Genomic DNA, 18,568 nt, shown 5'->3' on the forward strand with positions numbered 1-18,568 from the left:
CGTGAGGCCCGGGTGGGCGCTCCCGGGAGGACGCGGGCGCAGGCGCCTTTGCGCGGCCGGCCGGCCCGAGCGCCCGCAACGGCGGTGCGCCTCGGGTCCCGCGTGAGTCCGGCGCCTACGACTTCGTCGAGGCTTCGCGGTCGAAGACGATGGAGATTTCGACGGCGGTAAAGATCGGCTTCCCGTCGCGGATCGTGGGCAGGAATACCATGCGGCGAACGCATTCCTCGGCGGCGGCGGCCGTGGCGGCGTCGGTGAACTGGGCGGACTTGACCATGTCGGGAAGTCCATCCGCCCGGATGATGAAGCGCACGAGCGATTTCCCGCCCGCGCCGGCCAGCCGCAGCTCTTCGGGATACCGCGGGATGGGTTGGTAGAGGATGACCGGGTCACGGCGGTCGGCGGCGCCCGCGGCGGCGTCGATCTTGCGCTGCAACTCCGACTTCAGCGGCGGGAGGCGGTCGGCGGCCAGGGCGGTCTTCTGGCTGCGCAAATACTGAGCCACCATCTCGGGCTCGAGCGTGCTGGGGTCCACGCCGGCCTTGGCCAGGGGATGGCCGCGGTTGAAAGCGGCCTGCAGCCACTCGCGCGCCAGTTTGGGCGACAACTCCGCGCCGTTGCCGCAGGCGTGGGCGACCGCGAGTTCAAACATTGCATCGGTGTCGCCCTGGCCTGCGCGCTGCCGCAGTTCCCGGGCGTGCAGCCAGGCGTTCGCCTCTGTCCGATCGCCCAGGCGGGCGACGATGGGCGGCAGCTGGTGCCACGGCGCGGTGGTCCGCCGCTCGTCGAGAAGCTGTTCCAGGTAACTTTCCGCCGGGCTGACGCGGGCGCTCTGGATCGCCAGGCGCGGCCCATCGGCGGACTTCTCGGCCACGGCGGCCTTGTCTTGGCCGGAGGGCTTATCGGGCGCGGCGGTGCCCTGGGCGACGTTGGTCGCGCCTGCGGGTGCCGGCTCCGGCTCGAGGCGGGTACGCAGCGCGTTGGCCGCGCCGCGGGTGCGCAGGTCGGCGCGCTCCTGGGCGGCAACCAAGTCGAGGATTTTGCGCGCGCTCGGAGAATGGCCGCCGCGCCAGTGAATGATCGCCAACGCCAGCAGCGCCGCGCCGGGATCGCGCAGCTTCACCGTTCGCGGCTGCAGCCGGTTGACGAGCCGCGCGTCGATCTTGGGCGCGAGCGCTTCCACGAGCAGCGCGAGTTCGACGGCCTCGGTGTTGTCGGGACTCAGGGTCACTGCCTGGCGGGTCCACTTGCGCAGCTGCTCGATCCGGTCCTCGGGCAGGCGGACATCGAGCATGGCGGCGCCGCCGAAGGCGTTCAGGGAATCCCGGAGCAGTTGGATGTACACCCAGGCGTTTTCGCTGCCGCGGTCCGCGGCGAGACGCCAATGTTCAAGGGCGGAGGCGCTTTCTCCGGCCTGCGCCGCGATGGCGGCGAGCAACTCGTGCGGACGGGCGAGGCCCGGATCGCGTTCGAGGAGCGCGAGCGCGGCGGCTGCGGCCGCATCGTCGTGGTGAATGCGCCAGCGCAGGCTCAACAGCGCGGCGTCCCGTTCGACGTCGGAGACGGGTCGGAAGGAGACCGTGAAGTTCTGGGCGACGGCAGGCTTGCCGCGCTGGAAGTAGTCGCCGCCGCGGAAGTACTGGCGCAGCGCCAGTTCCTGGGCGGCGAGATCGGCGCCGAACACTTCGCGGAAGCTGGCGGCGGCGGGGGCGCGTTCGGCGAGCCGCTCAAGGAAGACGCCGAGTTTCGCGGCTTTCGTCTGGTCAGCGCCAAACAGCAGAAAGTGGGTGAGGCCCCACGACTCGGCATAGAACATGCCCACGCGTTCGCTCTCGCTGTACTCGGGGGAATCGTGCGTGACGGCGAAGAGCTTCTCCAACGGCAGCAGTCGCTCGTTCTGGAGCAGGGCCACGTGAGGCGGCTTGGGCTGGCCGTAGGCAACCTTGCCGTCCTCGATGGCGAACGTCGAAAACACCTCGGCCAAGCCCTCATCGAGCCAGAGTGGATAGCGCGCGTCGCGCACGTGCAGCAGCAGGTGCACGTACTCGTGGTAGATCACCTCGCGCGGATCGGTGCCGCCCTCGGGAAAGTCCGACGTGAGCGCGATGGTGACTTCGTCCGGGTGGTTCAGAAAGTAGCCGGCGACGTCCTTGGGTTTGCCCTCGTATAACGGCTTGTACGGGCGGAAGTCCCGGTCGCGGCTGAAGAGCACGATGGTGGTCCGCGGCTCGCTCGCGCCGCGGAGCGGGAAGACCTGCAGGAAGTTCGCGCGGAACTGCTCGAGCGCGGTCAAGAGCTCGCGCGACTCCTTCTCGGGTGCGGAGCTGTACATCTGGAAATGCTGGCTCTGACCCACGATCCACGTCTCCGCGGCGCGGGCGGCGAAGGACGCGGCGACGACGGCGAACAGGACAAGGCCGCGGCGAAGGAGACCAACGGGCGGAAAGGGGCGCGCAGGAGGTGGCATGCTGGAAGCCGCGACTGAACGCCCGTTGCGGGGCGGTTTTCAACCGCGTTTTTCCCGCGGGGATCGCGAAATCATGCGAGGTGCCAGGCTTGGCCGAAGGCCAATCACACAGATCGACGAAGCTCGCCGCGGATTTTGGGCTCGCCCGACGGGAGGCGCGGGGCTGACGTGACGGCCATGATGCGTCTGCTGCTCGTGCTCCTCGCCTGCATGCCCGGTCTCGCCTATGCCGCGGATCCGGTGGCCGCCGAGCCGCCCACGAAGATGTCCCCGATCGAGGTGCGGGCGAACTCGATGGAGTTCACCCGGTGGATCAAGGTCGGCTCGCCGAACTTCATCCTCTACACCGACGCGAAGGCGAGCGAGGCGACGACGATCTTGCGCGAGTTCGAGATGCTGCACTTTGCCGGGCAGGTGGCGTTCAATCGGCGGGCCGCGCGCTTCGGCCCGATCATTCTCGTGCTGCCGACGGCGCGCTCCGACTGGCGCAAGCTGGAGACGATGGGCGCGGACGTGGAATGGAAGTCGGCAGCGACGGCCCCGGCGGGACAGGTGCTGGACGTGGTGCTCGCGCAGTATGACTGGCAGGATGAAGGCCTTTCCATCGTGCGGGCGGTGTACGCCGCGCTTCACGCCCGCCGGATGGACGTCCACGGCCCGTTCTGGTTCGGGCGCGGCTTCGGCATGTTTTACCAGACCGCGGAATTTGACCGCGACCGCGTGGCGCTGGGGCGGGCGCATCCGCAGATGTGGCACCTGCAGGACGGGGGGTGGCTGCCGTGGGGCCGCTTCTTTGCGGTGAATCCGCGTTCGCCCGAGTTCACGAAGGAGTCGAAGATCGTCTTGTACGAGGCGCAGGTGGCGATCTTCACGCAATATCTCCTCGCCCATCAGGACCGCGCCTGGATGGGCCGGCTGGCGACGTGGATGGAGTACCTCGAGGCCGGCGGGGAGCCGACCGAGGCCAAGTTCCAGGAGATCTTTGGCGAAAACTGGAAAAGCTGGCAGGCCACGATGCAGACCTATCTGCGGAACGGGAGCTACAGCATCTTCCAGGTTCGGGTGCCGCCGGACGTCATGAAGTTCACCGAGATCAAATACAAACTGCCCGTCCGGGAAATCCGGGAGCTGTTTGTGCTCATGCAGACCTTGGTCCAGCGCACGCCCGAGAGTAAGGCCGCGCTGGAGTCGCTGCTCGAGAAGGGACTGCAGTCTGAGGCATTGCAGGAGCTGCTGGTGGACGCGTGCCTCGAGTGGGATCACGACGATGACGCGCTGAAACTGATGCGGAAACTCATTGCGGACGGATCGAAGAACCCGCGCGTTTACCGGATGGGCGACGCCCTGCTGACCCGGCATGCCGGGGCGTTCACGTTTGCGACGCGCTATGGCGCGGAGATTGCGGAGGTCCGCGAATGGGACCGCCGGGGCCTGGCGCTCGAGCCGGCTTTCTCCGAATTGAATGAGTCGCTCGCGGTCAATGAGGCCGGCGCGCCGGTCGTCGACCAGCAGAGCATCCTGACGATCGAGGAGTGCTATTCGCGCATTAAGGGGCGGGCACCCACCGACCGGGTGCTCGCGGCGCTCGCGATGGCGCTATGGCGCAGTGGCGACAAGGTCACGGCGACGGAGCTGGCCACCCGCCTGCGCGATGATCCGCTGTGCGCCAAGTCGGCCCGGAAAGTCGTGGAGGAAATGCTCGCGTCGGAATCGAAGGGCACCCTGCCTGCGGGCGCGACGCTGCTGCCGAAGTCCTGAACTGCGCGCGCCGTCGCGCGAGCGCAGGGGCGCGGCGCCGCGGGGGCACAAAAAAGACGCCCGTCGGGGGACGGGCGCCGGGGAGAGGCGGGGAGGTCGGAGCGCGGCTCGCTCAGAACGCGGAGCCGTCGGCCTTGGTGCCGCAGAGGTTGACCTCGAGACCGAGTTCGGCGGCGAGCGCGGCCTTGGCGTAGAGCGCGAGGTCGGCCTCCTTGGCGGAGTTGGCGTAGGCGACCTGGATGTGGTTGGCCTTGTGGCGGGCCATCATCTGGTCGCGCGACACGCCGTAAGTGACGGCGTGCATGATGGGCCAGACCTCGGTGGTCTCCTTCCAGCGGCGCTGCGTCTCGGCCTCGGGCAGGCTGATGGCCTTGGCGCGGCCGAGATCCATCTTGAGCTTGCCGCCCTCGACGAAGACGCGGCTCCAGACGATCTCGCCGGGCTTGGCGACGCCGCGGAGCGTGCCGCCGCCGAGGCGGAAATACATGGGCGACTGCCGCATCGAGTCGGAGCCCTTGAAGCCGCCGACGTGGTGCGCGGGCGGCGTGGCGCCGGAGATCAGGAACACCCAGACGTACTCGTCCGTGCTGCCGCTCTTGTCCCAATCACCCCAGCGCAGGTCGTGCAGCGTGTTCTCGACCGGCTGGCCGAGCGCGGTGTGCACGCGGTTGGTGAGGATGCCGTCGAGGCCGGCGCACTCGTCGACCTCGTTGAAATGCGTGAGCGGCTGGCCGGCGCGGATGACCTTGCCGGCGGCGTTCTTCACCGGCGGGCGCTCGCTGTTGTTGAGCAGGCCCTCGACGAGGTCGCTGGCGGGCAGGAGGTCCTTCATGCCCTGCTGGTACTGGATGCCGATCGCCTCGCAGCCGAACTCGTCGGCGATGCGGAGGGCGGCGACGTACATCTTGCACTGTGCGAGCACCTGGGCCTCGGTGAGCTCGGTCTCCTCGTTCTGGCCGAAGTGGAACGTGAGTCCCTTCTGCACGAGCCAGTCGTACACGGCGCGCGCTTCGGCGTCGGGCACCTGCGTGGTGGCGTAGTAGAGGGCCGACTGCGACAGGCGCTCCTTGTACACGCCGGTCGGGAAGAGCAGGTCGTCCGGGATGATGGCGTTGAACATGCCCATGCAGCCCTCGTCGAAGACGCCCATGATCGACTTGCGCGTGCGGAGTTCGGTGGCGATCCGCTTGGCGGCCGCCTTGGCCTTGGCCGGCACGGTGGCGCGGGCGAGGGGTTTCACGTGCGCGGTGCGGTGTTTGACGACGCCGGTCTTGAGCCAGGTCGAAAGCCCGTCGACGAAGGCGTCGTCGGTGAAGTCCTCGCTCCACAACGTAGAGTACTTCACGCCGGCCTTCGTGAGGGAGCCGTTGAGGTTCAGCATGCCGACGAGGCCCGGCCACATGCCGCTCCAGTTGGCGACGGTGAGGATCGGGGCCTGGTGCGAGATCAGGCCGGCGAGCACGTGGTGGGAGTACTGCCAGACTGATTCGGCGACGATGAGGGGAGTGCGGGGATCGAGTTGGGCGAACACCTCCATGCCCTCCTTTTGCGAGGCGATGAAGCCGTGCTTCACGGCGGGCTTGTAGGGATGGGCGCGGACGAGGGTGTAGCCGAGGCGGGCAACGGCGGCGGTGAGCGCCTTTTCCATCGCCTGCTGGGCGGGCCAGCACGTTTCGTTGGCCGACTGGCGGAGGTCGCCACTGGCGACGAGAAGGATTTTTTTCGCGGAAGCCATGATGGGGAGGATAGAGAAAGTTGTCCGGGTAACAACGTTGAGAATGCACTCGAAAATCCCGGCGGGGAATGGATAGATCCAGCTTTCGCATGGCAAAAATTGTCCGTCCCGACCCCTCCCGGCTCTTGTCGCAGCAGGTCACCGGCGGCCGCTATTTCGTGCTGAACCTCGCGCCGGAGCCGGCAGGCGCGCTGACGCTCGTACTGGGCGGGCGCGAGCGCTGCAACCCGGACTATCAGATGCGGCGGACGACGTTTCCATTTCACGTGCTGGAGTATGTGGAGTCCGGCCGCGGGAGCGTGCAGCTCGGCGACCGCACCTTTCCGCTCGGTCCGGGGACGGTGTTCGCCTACGCGCCCACCACGGCCTGCGAGATCCGGACGGAGCCGAACGATCCCATGGTGAAGTACTTCCTGGCGCTGGCGGGGCGCGACGTGCGTGCGCGATTGCGGCAATGCGGCTTGGCCCTTGACGAGGCGCGACCGCTGCCGGCGCACGCGGAGGTGACCAGCGTGTTCGAGGACATGGTGCGTGAGGGCAACCGGTCGGGAGCGCTGGCGCAGCGGATCTGCGGGACGTTGCTCGAGCTGCTGCTGCTGAAGATCGAGGACACCACGCGGCTCGCGCCCCAGGTGCAGGAGCCGGCGCGGGAGGCGTTCCTGCGGTGCAAGGCGCTGATCGACGCGGAGGCGGAGCGGCTCGGCACGTTGAACGAGATCGCCGCGGCGGCGGGAGTCGAGGCCTCGAGCGTCTGCCGCTGGTTCCGCCGCTACCAAGGCACCAGCCCGTACCAGTACCTCATGCGCCGAAAAATGAACCTCGCGGCCGAGCACCTGATCGAGAACGGCGGCCTGGTGAAGGAGGCGGCGCAACGCGTCGGCTTTGACGATCCGTACCACTTCTCCCGCGCCTTCAAGGCCGTGCACGGCATCGCCCCGCGGAATCTGCTCCGGTATCGGCCGGCGGGGTGACCGAGAGCCCGCCCCTCGCGGGCGGGCTCGAGCTCTTTCTCTTCCTCTTCCTCTTTCTCTTACTCTCAATCCGTGGCCCGTCGCCGGCCGCCGGTCGCCAGCTCTGATCGGCCGAGCCGCTGCCAGCGATGAGAGAAAGAGAAAGAGGAAGAGTAGGAGGAAGAGGAAGAGAAAGAGCGGGGCGCCCGCACGCTGCCGCCTTCTCACCTTTGCGAGCCCCGCCCAAAACCCGCTGTTCAATTGGCCCGATTCGTGGTTCCTGTCGCACCTGACGATGACGCTCGCATCCCAGATCACCTCCGCCGCGGTCTCGCCGCTGAACCTGCCGCTCTTCATGCCCTTTGGCATTTCGGGCGGGGCGCACGCGACGGCGGACAATGTCCTGTTTCGGGTGACGCTGGCCGACGGGACAGTCGGCTACGGCGAAGGCGCACCCCTGCCGCCCTACAATGGCGAGACGCAGCAGGACGCGCTGACGGCGCTCGCGACCGCGCCGGAACTCCTGGCGGGCCGCGACGCGCGCGACTGGCACGGGCTCGCGGCCGAGTTTCGCGCCAGCGGCGGGCACAAGTCCGGCAGCGCCCAGGCGGCGCTCGAGATGGCGTTGCTCGACGCGGTGGCCCAGCAGCAGGGCCGCTCGCTCACGACCTTGTTTGGCGGTGCGACAACCGAGCTCGAAACGGACATGACTGTGACCACGGGCACGGCGGCCGACGCGCGCGTGGCGGCGGAGGATATCCGCCGGCGCGGGATCCGCTGGATCAAGGTCAAGGTCGGCGGGGCGCACGACACGGCCCACGACCTGGCGCGGATCGATGCGATCCGCGAGGTCGCCCCGGAAGCGCCGTTGATTCTCGACGCCAACGCCGGGCTCGATCGCGGGCGTGCGGGCGAACTCGTGCGCGGGCTTAAGGGGCGGGGCGTGACGCCCGCGCTGCTCGAACAATGGCTGCCGAAGGCGGACCTCGACGGCATGCGCGCGCTGCACCTCGAATCCGGCTGGCTCGTGGCCGCGGACGAAAGCGTGAGTACGGCGGCCGACGTGGCGAAGATCGCCACGGCTGGGGCGGCGCAGGTGGTGAACATCAAGCTGATGAAGGCGGGGATCGTCGCGGCGCTCGACGTGGTGCGGGCCGCACGGCAGTACGGCCTCGAGCTGATGATCGGCGGCAACGTCGAATCGATCCTGGCGATGACGACTGCCGCGTGTTTTGCCGCCGGGCACGGAGGGTTCCGCTTCGCGGATCTCGATACCCCCCTCTTTCTCGCCGAGAACCCGTTCACGGGCGGCTACCGGCTGACCGGCGGCACGATCTCGGTGGCACATCTGCACGCGGGCCACGGCGTTCGCCCGGCCTGAGCGGCGGGGCTGTGCCAAACAAAAACCCTGCCGCGAGGGCGGCAGGGTCTTTGATGACCTAATCCTGTCGGGCGCGCTCAGGCGCGCGCGACCTTTACTGGGCCTGGGCCCCGACCTTGATGTCGGAGCTGACCTTGGTGACGCCCTCCGTGTCGAGCGCGAGGGCGATCGCGCGACCGATCTGGGCGGCGGACTGGGCGTTGCCCTTCAGGGTCACTTCGCCGTGCTGGGCCTGCACATCGAGATTGAGTGACGAGAGCTCGGTGTCGGCCTGGAGCTTGTTTTTCACCATCGTGATGATCACGGAGTCATCCATGGAACCCGTCGGCGCGCCGGCGCCGAGCTGGCGGGTGCGGACGATCGTGGCGCTGCGATCGAGGTCGGCCTGGATGTCAGCCGGCGCGAGGCGCCACTGGGTGATGTTCTGGCTGACGTTGGTGCTGCTGCTGCTGGTCGACGCAAAACCCGAGGTGGAGCTGGTCGAGGTCCCCGCCGTGCCGCTCATGCTGGCGGAATCCGTGCTGCTGCCGGAGCCGGTGCCCGTGCTCGCGTAGGTCGAGGCGGTGCCGGACGTGGTGCCGGTGGAGCCGCTCGTGCTGCCAGTCTGCGACGTGCCGGTGCTGGCGTAGGTGGAGCCGGTGGTCGTGGTGTTGCCGGCGCTGCTGCTCGCGAAGGCGTCGGTGCTGCCGGTCGGGCTCATCGAGCTGGTCGAGCCGGTGGCCGAACCCGCGGTGCTTCCCGAACTCGCGACCGAGCTACCGTTCGAATCGGTCGAAGACGTCGCCCCCGTCATACCGCTGCCGGTCGAGCCGGTGGAACTGGCGAAGCCGCCCGTGCTGCTGGTGCCCGTCGTGTTGCCGGTCGCCCCGTACAGGCTGCCGGAGCTCGTGGCGTTACCTGTGCTGCCCGTGCTGCCGTACACGCCCGAGGCGCCGGTGCCGGTCGTGCTGCCCGTCGGGCTCAGCGAGTCAGTCGCGCTGCTGCTCGAAGGCGAGGTCGAGGCCATCCCGGACGAGGACTGGCCGTAGGTGCTGTTGCCGAACGTTGTGTTGCCGCTGGCCGAGGAGGTGGCGCCGAAGCCACTGGTGCCGCCGGTCGCGCCGGTTGCGCCGGTTGCATTGTTGTTGCTCGCGTAACCACTGCCCGAGGTTGAGCCGGTGCCCGAGGAGGAACCCATCGCCGAGGTGGAGCCCGTGCCGGACGTGGACCCGTAGGTGGAGCCGGAACCCGACCCCGTCGCGCCGTAATTGCCCGAGGCGCCGTACGTGCCGGAGCTGGTGGTGTTGCCGCTGGCCGTGGCGTTCCCGCTCCACGAGGAGCCTGTCGAGCCGGTGGTCCCCGTGGCGCCGTAGTTGTTCTGCGTGTTCTGCGTCGAGCTCGAGGCGTAGTTGTTATTCTGATTCGAGCTCGACTGGTTCGAGCCCGCCGTGCTGTTCGCGGCGATCGTGTTCGAGTCGGTGCCTGCGTTCGCGCCGTATGCGCCGCTCGCGGAGGCCGCGCCGCCGGTGCTGGTCATAGAGGTGTCGTTGTAGACGCCCGTGCTGGTGGTCGTGCCGGACGTGGAGGCCGTCGTGTCCGTGCTGGACGAACGCGTGGAGGAGCTGCAGCCGCTGAGGACGAACCCGAGCGCGAGGGGGATCAGAATGGTTTTGTTCATAGGCGAATTGGGTTGCGCGGCGACTGACCCACGGCCCCCGGATCGGTTCGCGGCGCGAGGGGCGGAGTTTTGCGCGGGGTGAATCCTGCCGGCCGGGCGTCGCGCTTGCTCCGGCGCCGGAGTGAGTTGCCCGTGCGCGGGTGCCGGCATGTCGACCCGCGTGGGCGCGGGCCGGACTCCTCGTCGCGCCGGCGGGCGGAAGGGGATCTTGCACAACGCGCGGTTTTCGCCGCCGTGCCGTGCAAACCGCAAGGCCCTCCGCCCGGCCGCCGCCGCGTGAAAACGAGGAGACCGCGGGCGCCTGGGCACCCGCGGTCTCGAATCACCGGTCGAAGTCCGGCGAAGCAGGTCGAGCTGATCGCTTACTTGTCGGCGTCGAGCTTGATCTTGGAGGTCACCTTCGTGACGCCCTCGGTGTCGAGCGCCAGCGCGATGGCGCGGCCCACATCCTCCGGCGTCTTGGCCTTGCCGGAGAGTTTGACCTCGCCCGTCTTGTTGGCGTCGACGTCGAGCTTCAGGGGCGCGATGGCACTGTCGGCGTTGAGCCGCCCCTTCACGAGGTTCTCGAGCACGTCAGCGTCGGCCTTGCCGGTCGGCGCGCCGGCCCCGGCATCCTTGGTGCGGATGATTTCGCGGTCCGCGGCCAGGTCGGCGGCGATGTCGCTCGGCTTGAGGTTCCACTCGGCAATACGGGCCGTCGTGGCAATGCCGCTGACCGCATCGCCGATGGCGCCCGAGGCCGAGTTGGCGGCGCTGCGCATGTCGTCCGCGGCGTTGTGCGTCGAGGCGGTGGCGTTGCCCGTCACGGCATGAGTGCTGTTGCCGGTGGCGGTGTAGTCCGAGGACGGCGCGGCGGCGGTATCGGCAGCGGCGGTGTCGTTGCTGTGAGTGGAGCGATTGCAGCCGGTGAGAGCGGCCGCGAGGGCAAGGGCAAACAGGAGTGAGGTTTTCATCGTGTGGTTGGGTTGAACGGGCCGACTGACCACGGGTTCGGCGATCGGTTCACGGGGGCGTCCGCCCCAGGCCGAGGGCGGCGGCGCGCAGGTCGGCGACAAAGGCGGCGCGCGCGCGTTCGCGGTCGGCGCCGGCGAGCCGCAGGATGGATGCCGGGTGAACAGTCGCGACGAACCCGCCTGCCCAGGAGACCTCGAAGCGCTGGCCATGCGATTGCGTGACGCGGAAGGCGCGGCCCATGAGCGTCTGCGCCGCGGTGGCGCCGAGCGCGATGACGAGCTCGGGTTGCAGCACACGCAGCTCGGCGTCGAGCCATGGGCGGCACGCGGCGATTTCGCGCGCGTCGGGTTTCTGGTGCAGCCGCCGTTTGCCGGCGGGCACCCATTTGAAGTGCTTCACCGCGTTGGTGGCGTACACCGCGGCGCGGTCGATGCCGGCCTCCGCCAGTGCGGCGTCGAGCAGGCGCCCGGCGGGGCCGACAAAGGGATGTCCGGTCTTGTCCTCCTGATCGCCGGGTTGTTCACCCACCATCACCACCCGCGCGCGGCGCGGCCCTTCGCCGAAGACGGTCTGCGTGCCGGTTTTCCAGAGCGGGCAGGCGCGGCAACCCGCGGCGGCGGCGCGCAGCGAGGGGAGGGTCGGGCGCGGGGGTACGAGCGGCGCGGCGGTTGTGATGGCGGTCACCCGTTTCATGCGGCTCCGGACCCGGGCGAAGGGGGGAGGTTCGGACCTTCCGCACGCTTGGGGGGGCCTGCGCGGCCAAGCTGGAACCCCCGCGGATTTTTCCAGTACTGCCGGATTTCGTTTACGATGCCGCCGGCGACGGCAGGATGCCGGGCTTCCTGTTTCGCCTATGCAATCACTTCCCCTGATTCTCTCGCGTCCCGCGTTTGCCGCCTGGCTGCCCGGGATCGGCGGTTCGCTCCTGAGCATGGCGGTGTTCGCCCTGGTCGGCGTGCTCCTGGCGGTCGTTGGCTACAAGATCTTCGACTACTGCACGCCCGGCGACCTGCACCAGGAGATCGTCAAGAATCGCAACGTCGCCGCCGCCATCGTCGGCGCGGCCATCATCCTGGGCGTCTGCCTCATCGTTGCCGCCGCCATCGTGGGATGAGTACCCCGGGTTCGCCTGAACCGGCCGGCGGGATGCGACGCAGCCACCAGGTCGCGCTCGTGCTGCTCGGCACCGCCGGCGTGGTCGGCGTGGCGATGGTGTGGGACGCGGCCCGCCGGCAGCGGACGGAAAGCACCGCCACGGCGTCGTTGCCTCCGGGGGAGCCCGTCTCCGCCGACCGTACGTACAGCAACAACGAGTTCGTGCCGGGCGTCGGTTATTATCACGCGCCGTATCACGCGTGGTTCCCCTATCCATACAACCACCACGACCCGGCGCGCGGCTATTTCGCCGGCGGCGCCTGGCAGGCGGTGCCCTGGATCGCGGCGTTGACGCAATCGCGACCGGCGGCGCCGGCGGTGAGTTCCGCCCTCGCGGCGCAGCAGGCGTACGCGCAGAAGCGGCGGGACGACCCGCCGCGCGCGCAGGCCGGCGGTGGGAGCAGTGGATTCACCTCGCGTCCGGCGGGTACCCGCGCACCCACGTCGCGCCCGATCTTTCGCGGCGGGTTCGGCTCCTCGGCTCACCCGAGCGGCAGCTGAGCGCGGCGCCAACGCGCCGCCCCATTGGCATGAAACGGATTTCCATCCCGGAGCGCCCCGACTGGCGCGCGAAGGTCGAGACGCTCGGTTTCACCTATCACACCCATGACACCGGCCCGTACTGGGACGAGACGGCGTACTACGCGTTCAGCGCCCGCGAGGTTGATGCGCTCGAGGCCGCGGCGAATGCGCTGCACCAACTCTGCATCGATGCGGCGCAGGTGGTAATCGACCGAGGCTGGTGGAGTCGCCTCGGCATCCCGACGGCGGCGGTCCCGGCCATCCTGGCATCGTGGGAACGAGATGACCCCAGTCTGTACGGCCGTTTTGACCTGGCCTACGACGGGGTGAACGCGCCGAAGCTGCTCGAGTACAACGCCGACACGCCCACCTCCCTGATCGAGGCGTCGGTCGTGCAGTGGTACTGGCTGCAGGAACGATTTCCGGCGGAGGATCAGTTCAACTCGATCCATGAGCACCTGATCGAAGCCTGGCGCAATGTCGCCGCCCAGCGGGTGCACTTTGCCGCCGTGCAGGACCTGCCGGAGGACACGCAGACCGTCACCTACCTCATGGACACCTGCCAGCAGGCTGGCTTTCAGACGCAGGCGATCGCGATGGACGATATTGGGTGGGACGAGGCTCGCGGCCTGTTCGTGGATGTCGACGCCGACGAGATCAACGCGCTGTTCAAGCTTTATCCCTGGGAGTGGATGTGGCACGAGCCGTTCGCCCGTTACCTCGGCGACGCAAAGAACCTGTTCATCGAGCCACCCTGGAAACTGCTGCTCAGCAACAAGGGGCTGCTGCCCGTGCTTTGGGAACTATATCCGGATCATCCGAATCTTCTCCCGGCCTACGAGATGCAGGACGCCAGGCTCGCCGGCAGCTACGCGAAGAAACCCCGCTTCAGCCGCGAAGGCGCGAACGTCACGCTCGTGCACCAGGGGAAATTGGTGGAGTCCACCGGCGGCGAATACGGCGAAGAGGGTTTCGTGTATCAGGCGCTCGCGCCGATCCCTGACTTTGCGGGGCACCATCCGGTGTGCGGCGTCTGGGTGGTGAACCACGAGGCCTGCGGGCTCGGTCTGCGTGAGGACACCCGCTGGATCACCGGCAACGTGAGCCGCTTTGTGCCGCACCTCATGACGAAGTGATCCGGCGCCGCGGGAACTCCGGTGGCGGCAAGCCGGGGGCCGGGCGCCGCCGCCGGGGTGGGAGCGGAAGACGAGGGCGGTGAGGCCCCAAGCGGCTTGGCTGGCGGGCTACAAGCGCCGCGGAAGTTTCCAAAACCGCCGGTTTCTATTTACGGCGTGGTCACTGGAAACATGCTACCGGCAACTTTCCCTCACCGATGACGGCGCTGCTTCCACTTCTCTCCCAGCTTCCGGGCACGGGCGGGCACGCGTGGCTCGGGCAGTCGGTGCTCGCGGCGCTCGTGCTCGCGCTCGCCGGGATGCTGCTCGTGATCGCGGCCGTGGCGTTGGTGGACGCGGATCCAACCACGCCGAACAGCCCGGCGAGTGGCGCGGGCGAGGAACCCAGAGTGGCAAGTTGAACGTGGAAAAGTTGCAGATTGAAGGGGCCAAGAACTCGGGTGGCAGGTTGGAAGGTTCGAACGTTCCAGATTCCGGACCGGGGAGGCCCTGAGTTCCGAACCACGAATGATCCGCGTTCGCGATGGACCGCGGACGGAGAAAAAGGGAAACCGCGAAAGGCGCGAAGAGGCGCGAAAACGTTGGGTGGACGGGCGGGGGGAAGGAATGCGTGAGCGGGGGCGCGCGACCGCGGATTTTCGCGGCTGGGTTCGCGGCGTTCGCGGTAAACCCATTTCCGGCAGTTCGCGCTTTTCGCGGTTACCCGGATTGAAGACCGGTTCGCGGTTGAGAAAGTACGGCGGGTGCGGAAAGTGGCGCCGCATGAAACGCTTCCCCATCCCCAGCTGGCGCGTCGTGTTGCTCCTGGCGGCCCTGGTGCCCGGGACGACCCGCGCGGCCTCCGCCGCCGACACCACCTTCGAGCAGTTGGCGCGCACCTGCATCGAGGACTACCTCACCACGTCACCCGAGGCCGCGACGGCGCTCGGCGACCATCGCTTCGACGACCGGCTCACCGACTACAGCCCTGAGGCGCGGGAGCGCCAGGTGGCCTCGCTCCAGCAGCATCTCGCCGCGCTGGCGCAGATCGACGCCGCGGGCCTGAACGCCGCCAACCGCATCGACGCGCAGATCCTGCGCGTGAACCTGGAGGCGCAGCTCTTCGATCTGACCGAGGAGCAGTCCTTCGCGTGGAATCCACTCTCGTACAACGGCAGCCTGGGCGACGCCCTTTTCGCGCTCGTGGCGCGGGAGTTTGCCCCGCCGGAGCAGAGGCTCCGCGCCGCAGCCCGCCGGCTCGAGGCCATCCCGCGCGTGCTCGAGCAGATGCGCGCCAACCTGAAGCACCCGCCGCGGATCCACACCGAGACGGCGATCCGTCAGACCGCCGGGGCGATTGAACTCGTGCGCACCGGGCTCGACCCGCTGCTGGAGCGCGCGCCGGCCCTGCGTGCCGAGCTCGCGCCCGCGCAGGCGAAGGCGATCGCCGCGCTGGAGCAGCACCGCAAGTGGCTCGAGCAGGACGTGCTACCGAAGGCCGATGGAGACTTCCGCCTCGGCGAGGCCCGGTTCCGCCGCAAGCTGCGGCTGGCGCTCGATTCCGAGCTCTCGCTCGAGGAACTGCTCGCGCGCGCCGAACGCGAACTCGCGACCACGACCGAGGCGATGTACGCGACGGCCCGGCCGCTTTACGAGCGTGCGTTTCCGCAGGCCACCGCGGCGGAGCTCGCGGACCGTCCCCGCGTGATCAAAGCCGTGCTCGACCGGCTGGCGGAGCGCCGCGCCAATGACGACACGGTGGTCGCGCGCGTGAAGGAGATCACCGCCGACGCCACGACGTTCGTCCGCCAGCGCGGCCTCGTCACCGTCCCAGATGCGCCGCTGCAGGTGATTGTGCTCCCGGAGTTCCAGCGCGGCGTGGCGATCGCGTACTGTGATCCGCCCGGCGCGCTCGAGCCCAACGGCGAGACCTTCTACAAGGTGTCGCCCACGCCGGCCGATTGGACGCCGCAGCGCAAGGACTCCTTCTTCCGCGAGTACAACGACTACATGCTGCACGACCTCACCGTGCACGAGGCGATGCCCGGGCATTACCTGCAGCTTGCGCATTCGAACCGGTTTCGCGCCCCCACGCTCGTGCGTGCGATCTGGTGGAGCGGCACCTTCGTCGAAGGTTGGGCGGTGTACGCGGAGCGGATCATGGCTGATGCCGGCTACGGCGGGCCCGAGGTGAAGCTCCAGCAGCTCAAGATGCGGCTGCGCGCGATCATCAACGCCATCCTCGACCAGAAGATCCACGTCGCGGGCATGACCGAGCGTGAGGCGCTGGCGCTGATGATGGAGCGCGGCTTCCAGGAGGAGGGCGAAGCCGTGGGCAAATGGCGGCGCGCCTGCCAGAGCTCGACCCAGCTCTCGACCTACTTCGTCGGAGCCGTCGAGCACGACGACATGCGCGCGGCGGCGGAGAAGAAGGCGGGCGCCGCCTTCGACCTGCGCAAGTACCACGACACCGCGCTCTCGATCGGCAGCCCGCCGGTGAAATACGTCCGCCAGACCTTCGGCTGGTAAGTGATTCCCGTCATCCGGCCCGCATGACACGTTTCGGGGTTTGAAACCCCCGCGGGCCCGCGTAACTCGGCTATCTCCCATCCCATGAGCTCACTCGGATTCGGCACCAAAGCCCTCCACGCCGGCCAGCAGCCGGACCCCACCACCGGCTCGCGCGCCGTGCCGCTGTATCAGACCTCCAGCTACGTGTTCCGGGACACCGAGCACGCCGCGAATCTCTTCGCGCTGAAGGAACTCGGCAACATCTACACCCGGATCATGAATCCGACGACGGACGTCTTCGAGCAGCGGATCGCCGCGCTCGAGGGCGGCACCGCCGCGCTGGCGTTCGCCTCCGGCCAGGCCGCGATCACCAACTGCATCCTGAACCTCGCGGGCGCGGGAGATCACGTCGTGTCGGTCGCGCAGCTCTATGGCGGCACGTACAACCTGTTCCACCACACCTTCCCGAAGCTTGGGATCGAGGTGTCGTTCGTGGACGCCGGGGATCCGGCGGCGTTCCGGCGGGCGCTGCGGCCGAACACGAAGGCGTTTTACGGCGAAGGCCTGGGCAACCCGGCGCTGAATATCTTCCCCTTTGCGGAAGTGGCGGCGATCGCACGCGACGCCGGCGTGCCGCTGATCATCGACAACACCTGCCTCTCGCCGTACCTGAACCGCCCCTTCGAGTGGGGTGCGAACCTCGTGGTCCACTCCACGACGAAGTACATCGGCGGCCACGGCACCTCGATCGGCGGCATCGTCGTCGACGGCGGCAACTTCGACTGGGGCAACGGCCGGTTCCCCGGCTTCACGCAACCCGACGCGAGTTACCACGGGCTGGTGCACTGGGACGCGTTTCGCGCTTTCGCTCCGGCGGGCGGCGCGAACATCGCGTTCGCGATGAAGATGCGCTTGCAGCTTCTGCGCGACATGGGCGCGTGCATTTCGCCCTTCAACGCTTGGACCGGGCTGCAGGGCCTCGAGACCCTGCACCTGCGCATGGAGCGGACCTGCACGAATGCGCTGCAGCTCGCGGAGTTCCTGGCGACGCACCCGAAGGTCGCGTGGGTCAACTATCCCGGCCTGCCGAGTTCGGCGAGCCACGCCGCGGCGAAGAAGTACCTGCGCGGCGGCTACGGCGGCCTGCTCGGCTTCGGGCTCAAGAGCGGGTATGAAGGCGGCAGCCGCTTCATCGAAGCGCTGAAGCTCTTCTCGCACCTGGCGAACATCGGCGACGCGAAGTCGCTGGCGATCCATCCCGCGAGCACGACGCACAGCCAGCTCAACGCCGAGGAGCAGGTGGCCTCCGGCGTGTCGCCGGACTTCGTCCGTCTCTCGATCGGCATCGAAGATTTCGCCGACCTGCGCGCCGACCTTGAGCAGGCGCTCGCCAAAGCCTGAGTGTGCTTTGCGAACGGCGCGGCGCTGAGTGGCGACGCGCCGTTTGGCCGGTGGCCTGCGGGGAAGGACGTTGCAGGTGGCAGGTGATGTTGCAGGTCGCAGGTGGGCAAGTTGCCGGTTCGGCAATAGATCACGGCACACGCCGCCATCGCGCCGAACGAGGCGCACCGGCGTGCTCAGCGCGATGATCCCGCCGAGCGGCGGAGGCTCGTGACGATCCGCGCCAGTTCGAGCGCGAGGAGAGGGACGAAGATCCAGAGCACCTGCACGGGGAAAACCTTCCGGGCGGAGATCTGGTGGTAGGCGACGAGGGCCGCGGCGAGATAGACGAAACGGTGGATGAATTTCCAGCGGCGGGCGCCGAGCCGGCGGAGGATGGCGTGCGGGCTGGTCACGGCGAGGACCAGCAGGATGACGAACGCGATCAGGCCGGTGAGCTGGAACGGTTTTTCCACGGCGGTGGCGAGAATCGCGGGCAGGAAGGCGACGTCGGTACCGCCTTCGTAGAGGAGGTGCGTCGCGAAATGCAGGGCGGCGTACGCCGCCGCGGCCACGCCGACCAGGCGCCGGTGCCGGTTCAGCGCCTGCACGAGCGGCGCGTGGGGAAATAGGACGCGCAGGGGCGTGAACGTGAGCACCGTGACGAGGACGACGCAGGCCACGAAGCCAAGGTGGTGCAGGATGAACTTGAGCGGATCGGCGAGGACGCTCGGGTTGCGCGTCACGAAAATCGGCCACGCCGGCCAGAGCCCGGGCAGCACGAGGAGCGTCCAGACGACGGGTTTCCGCTGGAGCAGGCGGGCGAGGGCAGATGGCGTGGCGGGAGTGGGAGGCAAGGGGTGGCGGCGAAAGACGTCCGCGAAGGGTGGCGATGCAGGGTGAGAACGACGAACGGTGGCGCGAGGTGTGGAGCGGCGGGCGGATGTCGGTGGAGGCGCGGCGACGCGTGGGTGGCGCGGCGG

At 68.6% G+C, this 18,568-nt stretch carries 15 protein-coding genes; 9 read left to right on the plus strand and 6 right to left on the minus strand.

The features are described from left to right. Positions 1-115: 115 nt before the first annotated feature. Positions 116-2,467 carry an energy transducer TonB gene (locus DB354_RS08620; RefSeq protein WP_107835053.1) on the minus strand — a complete coding sequence of 784 codons (2,352 nt, stop codon included), beginning with the start codon at positions 2,465-2,467 and terminating at the stop codon, positions 116-118. A gap of 177 nt (positions 2,468-2,644) precedes the next feature. On the opposite strand from DB354_RS08620, the gene DB354_RS08625 reads away from it, so the two are divergent. After that, entirely contained in the window at positions 2,645-4,225 is a 1,581-nt protein-coding gene (locus DB354_RS08625) for a hypothetical protein (RefSeq protein ID WP_146180162.1), read from the plus strand. 112 nt (positions 4,226-4,337) lie between these two features. Here DB354_RS08625 and DB354_RS08630 read toward each other — a convergent pair whose 3' ends face one another. Continuing rightward, a complete protein-coding gene (locus DB354_RS08630) occupies positions 4,338-5,960 on the minus strand; it encodes a fucose isomerase (protein ID WP_107835055.1) in 1,623 nt (540 codons plus the stop codon). A gap of 89 nt (positions 5,961-6,049) precedes the next feature. On the opposite strand from DB354_RS08630, the gene DB354_RS08635 reads away from it, so the two are divergent. Together DB354_RS08635 and DB354_RS08640 are read left to right on the plus strand one after the other, a co-directional pair. Further along, a complete protein-coding gene (locus DB354_RS08635; protein ID WP_233256594.1) occupies positions 6,050-6,931 on the plus strand; it encodes an AraC family transcriptional regulator in 882 nt (293 codons plus the stop codon). Positions 6,932-7,205: 274 nt separating this feature from the next. Continuing rightward, a complete protein-coding gene (locus DB354_RS08640; protein ID WP_107835057.1) occupies positions 7,206-8,291 on the plus strand; it encodes a dipeptide epimerase in 1,086 nt (361 codons plus the stop codon). A gap of 94 nt (positions 8,292-8,385) precedes the next feature. Here DB354_RS08640 and DB354_RS22890 read toward each other — a convergent pair whose 3' ends face one another. The 3 genes from DB354_RS22890 to DB354_RS08655 all read right to left on the minus strand — a co-directional run bounded on the left by DB354_RS22890 (position 8,386) and on the right by DB354_RS08655 (position 11,595). Beyond that, complete coding sequence (locus DB354_RS22890) at positions 8,386-9,948, minus strand: BON domain-containing protein (RefSeq protein ID WP_107835058.1); 1,563 nt, start codon at positions 9,946-9,948, stop codon at positions 8,386-8,388. Positions 9,949-10,310: 362 nt separating this feature from the next. Continuing rightward, a complete protein-coding gene (locus DB354_RS08650; RefSeq protein ID WP_107835059.1) occupies positions 10,311-10,901 on the minus strand; it encodes a BON domain-containing protein in 591 nt (196 codons plus the stop codon). Between the two features lie 49 nt (positions 10,902-10,950). Beyond that, on the minus strand, positions 10,951-11,595 hold the full coding sequence (locus tag DB354_RS08655; protein WP_107835060.1) for a UdgX family uracil-DNA binding protein: 645 nt from the start codon (positions 11,593-11,595) through the stop codon (positions 10,951-10,953). Between the two features lie 160 nt (positions 11,596-11,755). On the opposite strand from DB354_RS08655, the gene DB354_RS08660 reads away from it, so the two are divergent. The 6 genes from DB354_RS08660 to DB354_RS08685 all read left to right on the plus strand — a co-directional run bounded on the left by DB354_RS08660 (position 11,756) and on the right by DB354_RS08685 (position 17,606). Continuing rightward, a complete protein-coding gene (locus DB354_RS08660) occupies positions 11,756-12,016 on the plus strand; it encodes a DUF350 domain-containing protein (RefSeq protein WP_107835061.1) in 261 nt (86 codons plus the stop codon). 32 nt (positions 12,017-12,048) lie between these two features. After that, entirely contained in the window at positions 12,049-12,558 is a 510-nt protein-coding gene (locus DB354_RS08665) for a hypothetical protein (protein WP_107835062.1), read from the plus strand. 29 nt (positions 12,559-12,587) lie between these two features. Next, on the plus strand, positions 12,588-13,715 hold the full coding sequence (locus tag DB354_RS08670) for a glutathionylspermidine synthase family protein (RefSeq protein WP_107835063.1): 1,128 nt from the start codon (positions 12,588-12,590) through the stop codon (positions 13,713-13,715). Between the two features lie 197 nt (positions 13,716-13,912). After that, positions 13,913-14,116, plus strand: coding sequence for a hypothetical protein (locus DB354_RS08675; RefSeq protein WP_107835064.1), 204 nt, complete (start codon positions 13,913-13,915; stop codon positions 14,114-14,116). A 361-nt stretch (positions 14,117-14,477) separates the two neighbouring features. Further along, positions 14,478-16,223: a DUF885 domain-containing protein gene (locus tag DB354_RS08680; protein WP_158277445.1), complete on the plus strand. Its 1,746-nt coding sequence runs from the start codon at positions 14,478-14,480 to the stop codon at positions 16,221-16,223. Positions 16,224-16,307: 84 nt separating this feature from the next. After that, entirely contained in the window at positions 16,308-17,606 is a 1,299-nt protein-coding gene (locus DB354_RS08685; RefSeq protein ID WP_107835066.1) for an O-acetylhomoserine aminocarboxypropyltransferase/cysteine synthase family protein, read from the plus strand. Between the two features lie 176 nt (positions 17,607-17,782). Here DB354_RS08685 and DB354_RS08690 read toward each other — a convergent pair whose 3' ends face one another. Next, complete coding sequence (locus tag DB354_RS08690; RefSeq protein ID WP_158277446.1) at positions 17,783-18,442, minus strand: ferric reductase-like transmembrane domain-containing protein; 660 nt, start codon at positions 18,440-18,442, stop codon at positions 17,783-17,785. Between the last annotated feature and the right edge of the window lie 126 nt (positions 18,443-18,568).

This window comes from Opitutus sp. ER46 (genome assembly GCF_003054705.1).
Lineage (GTDB): Bacteria > Verrucomicrobiota > Verrucomicrobiia > Opitutales > Opitutaceae > ER46.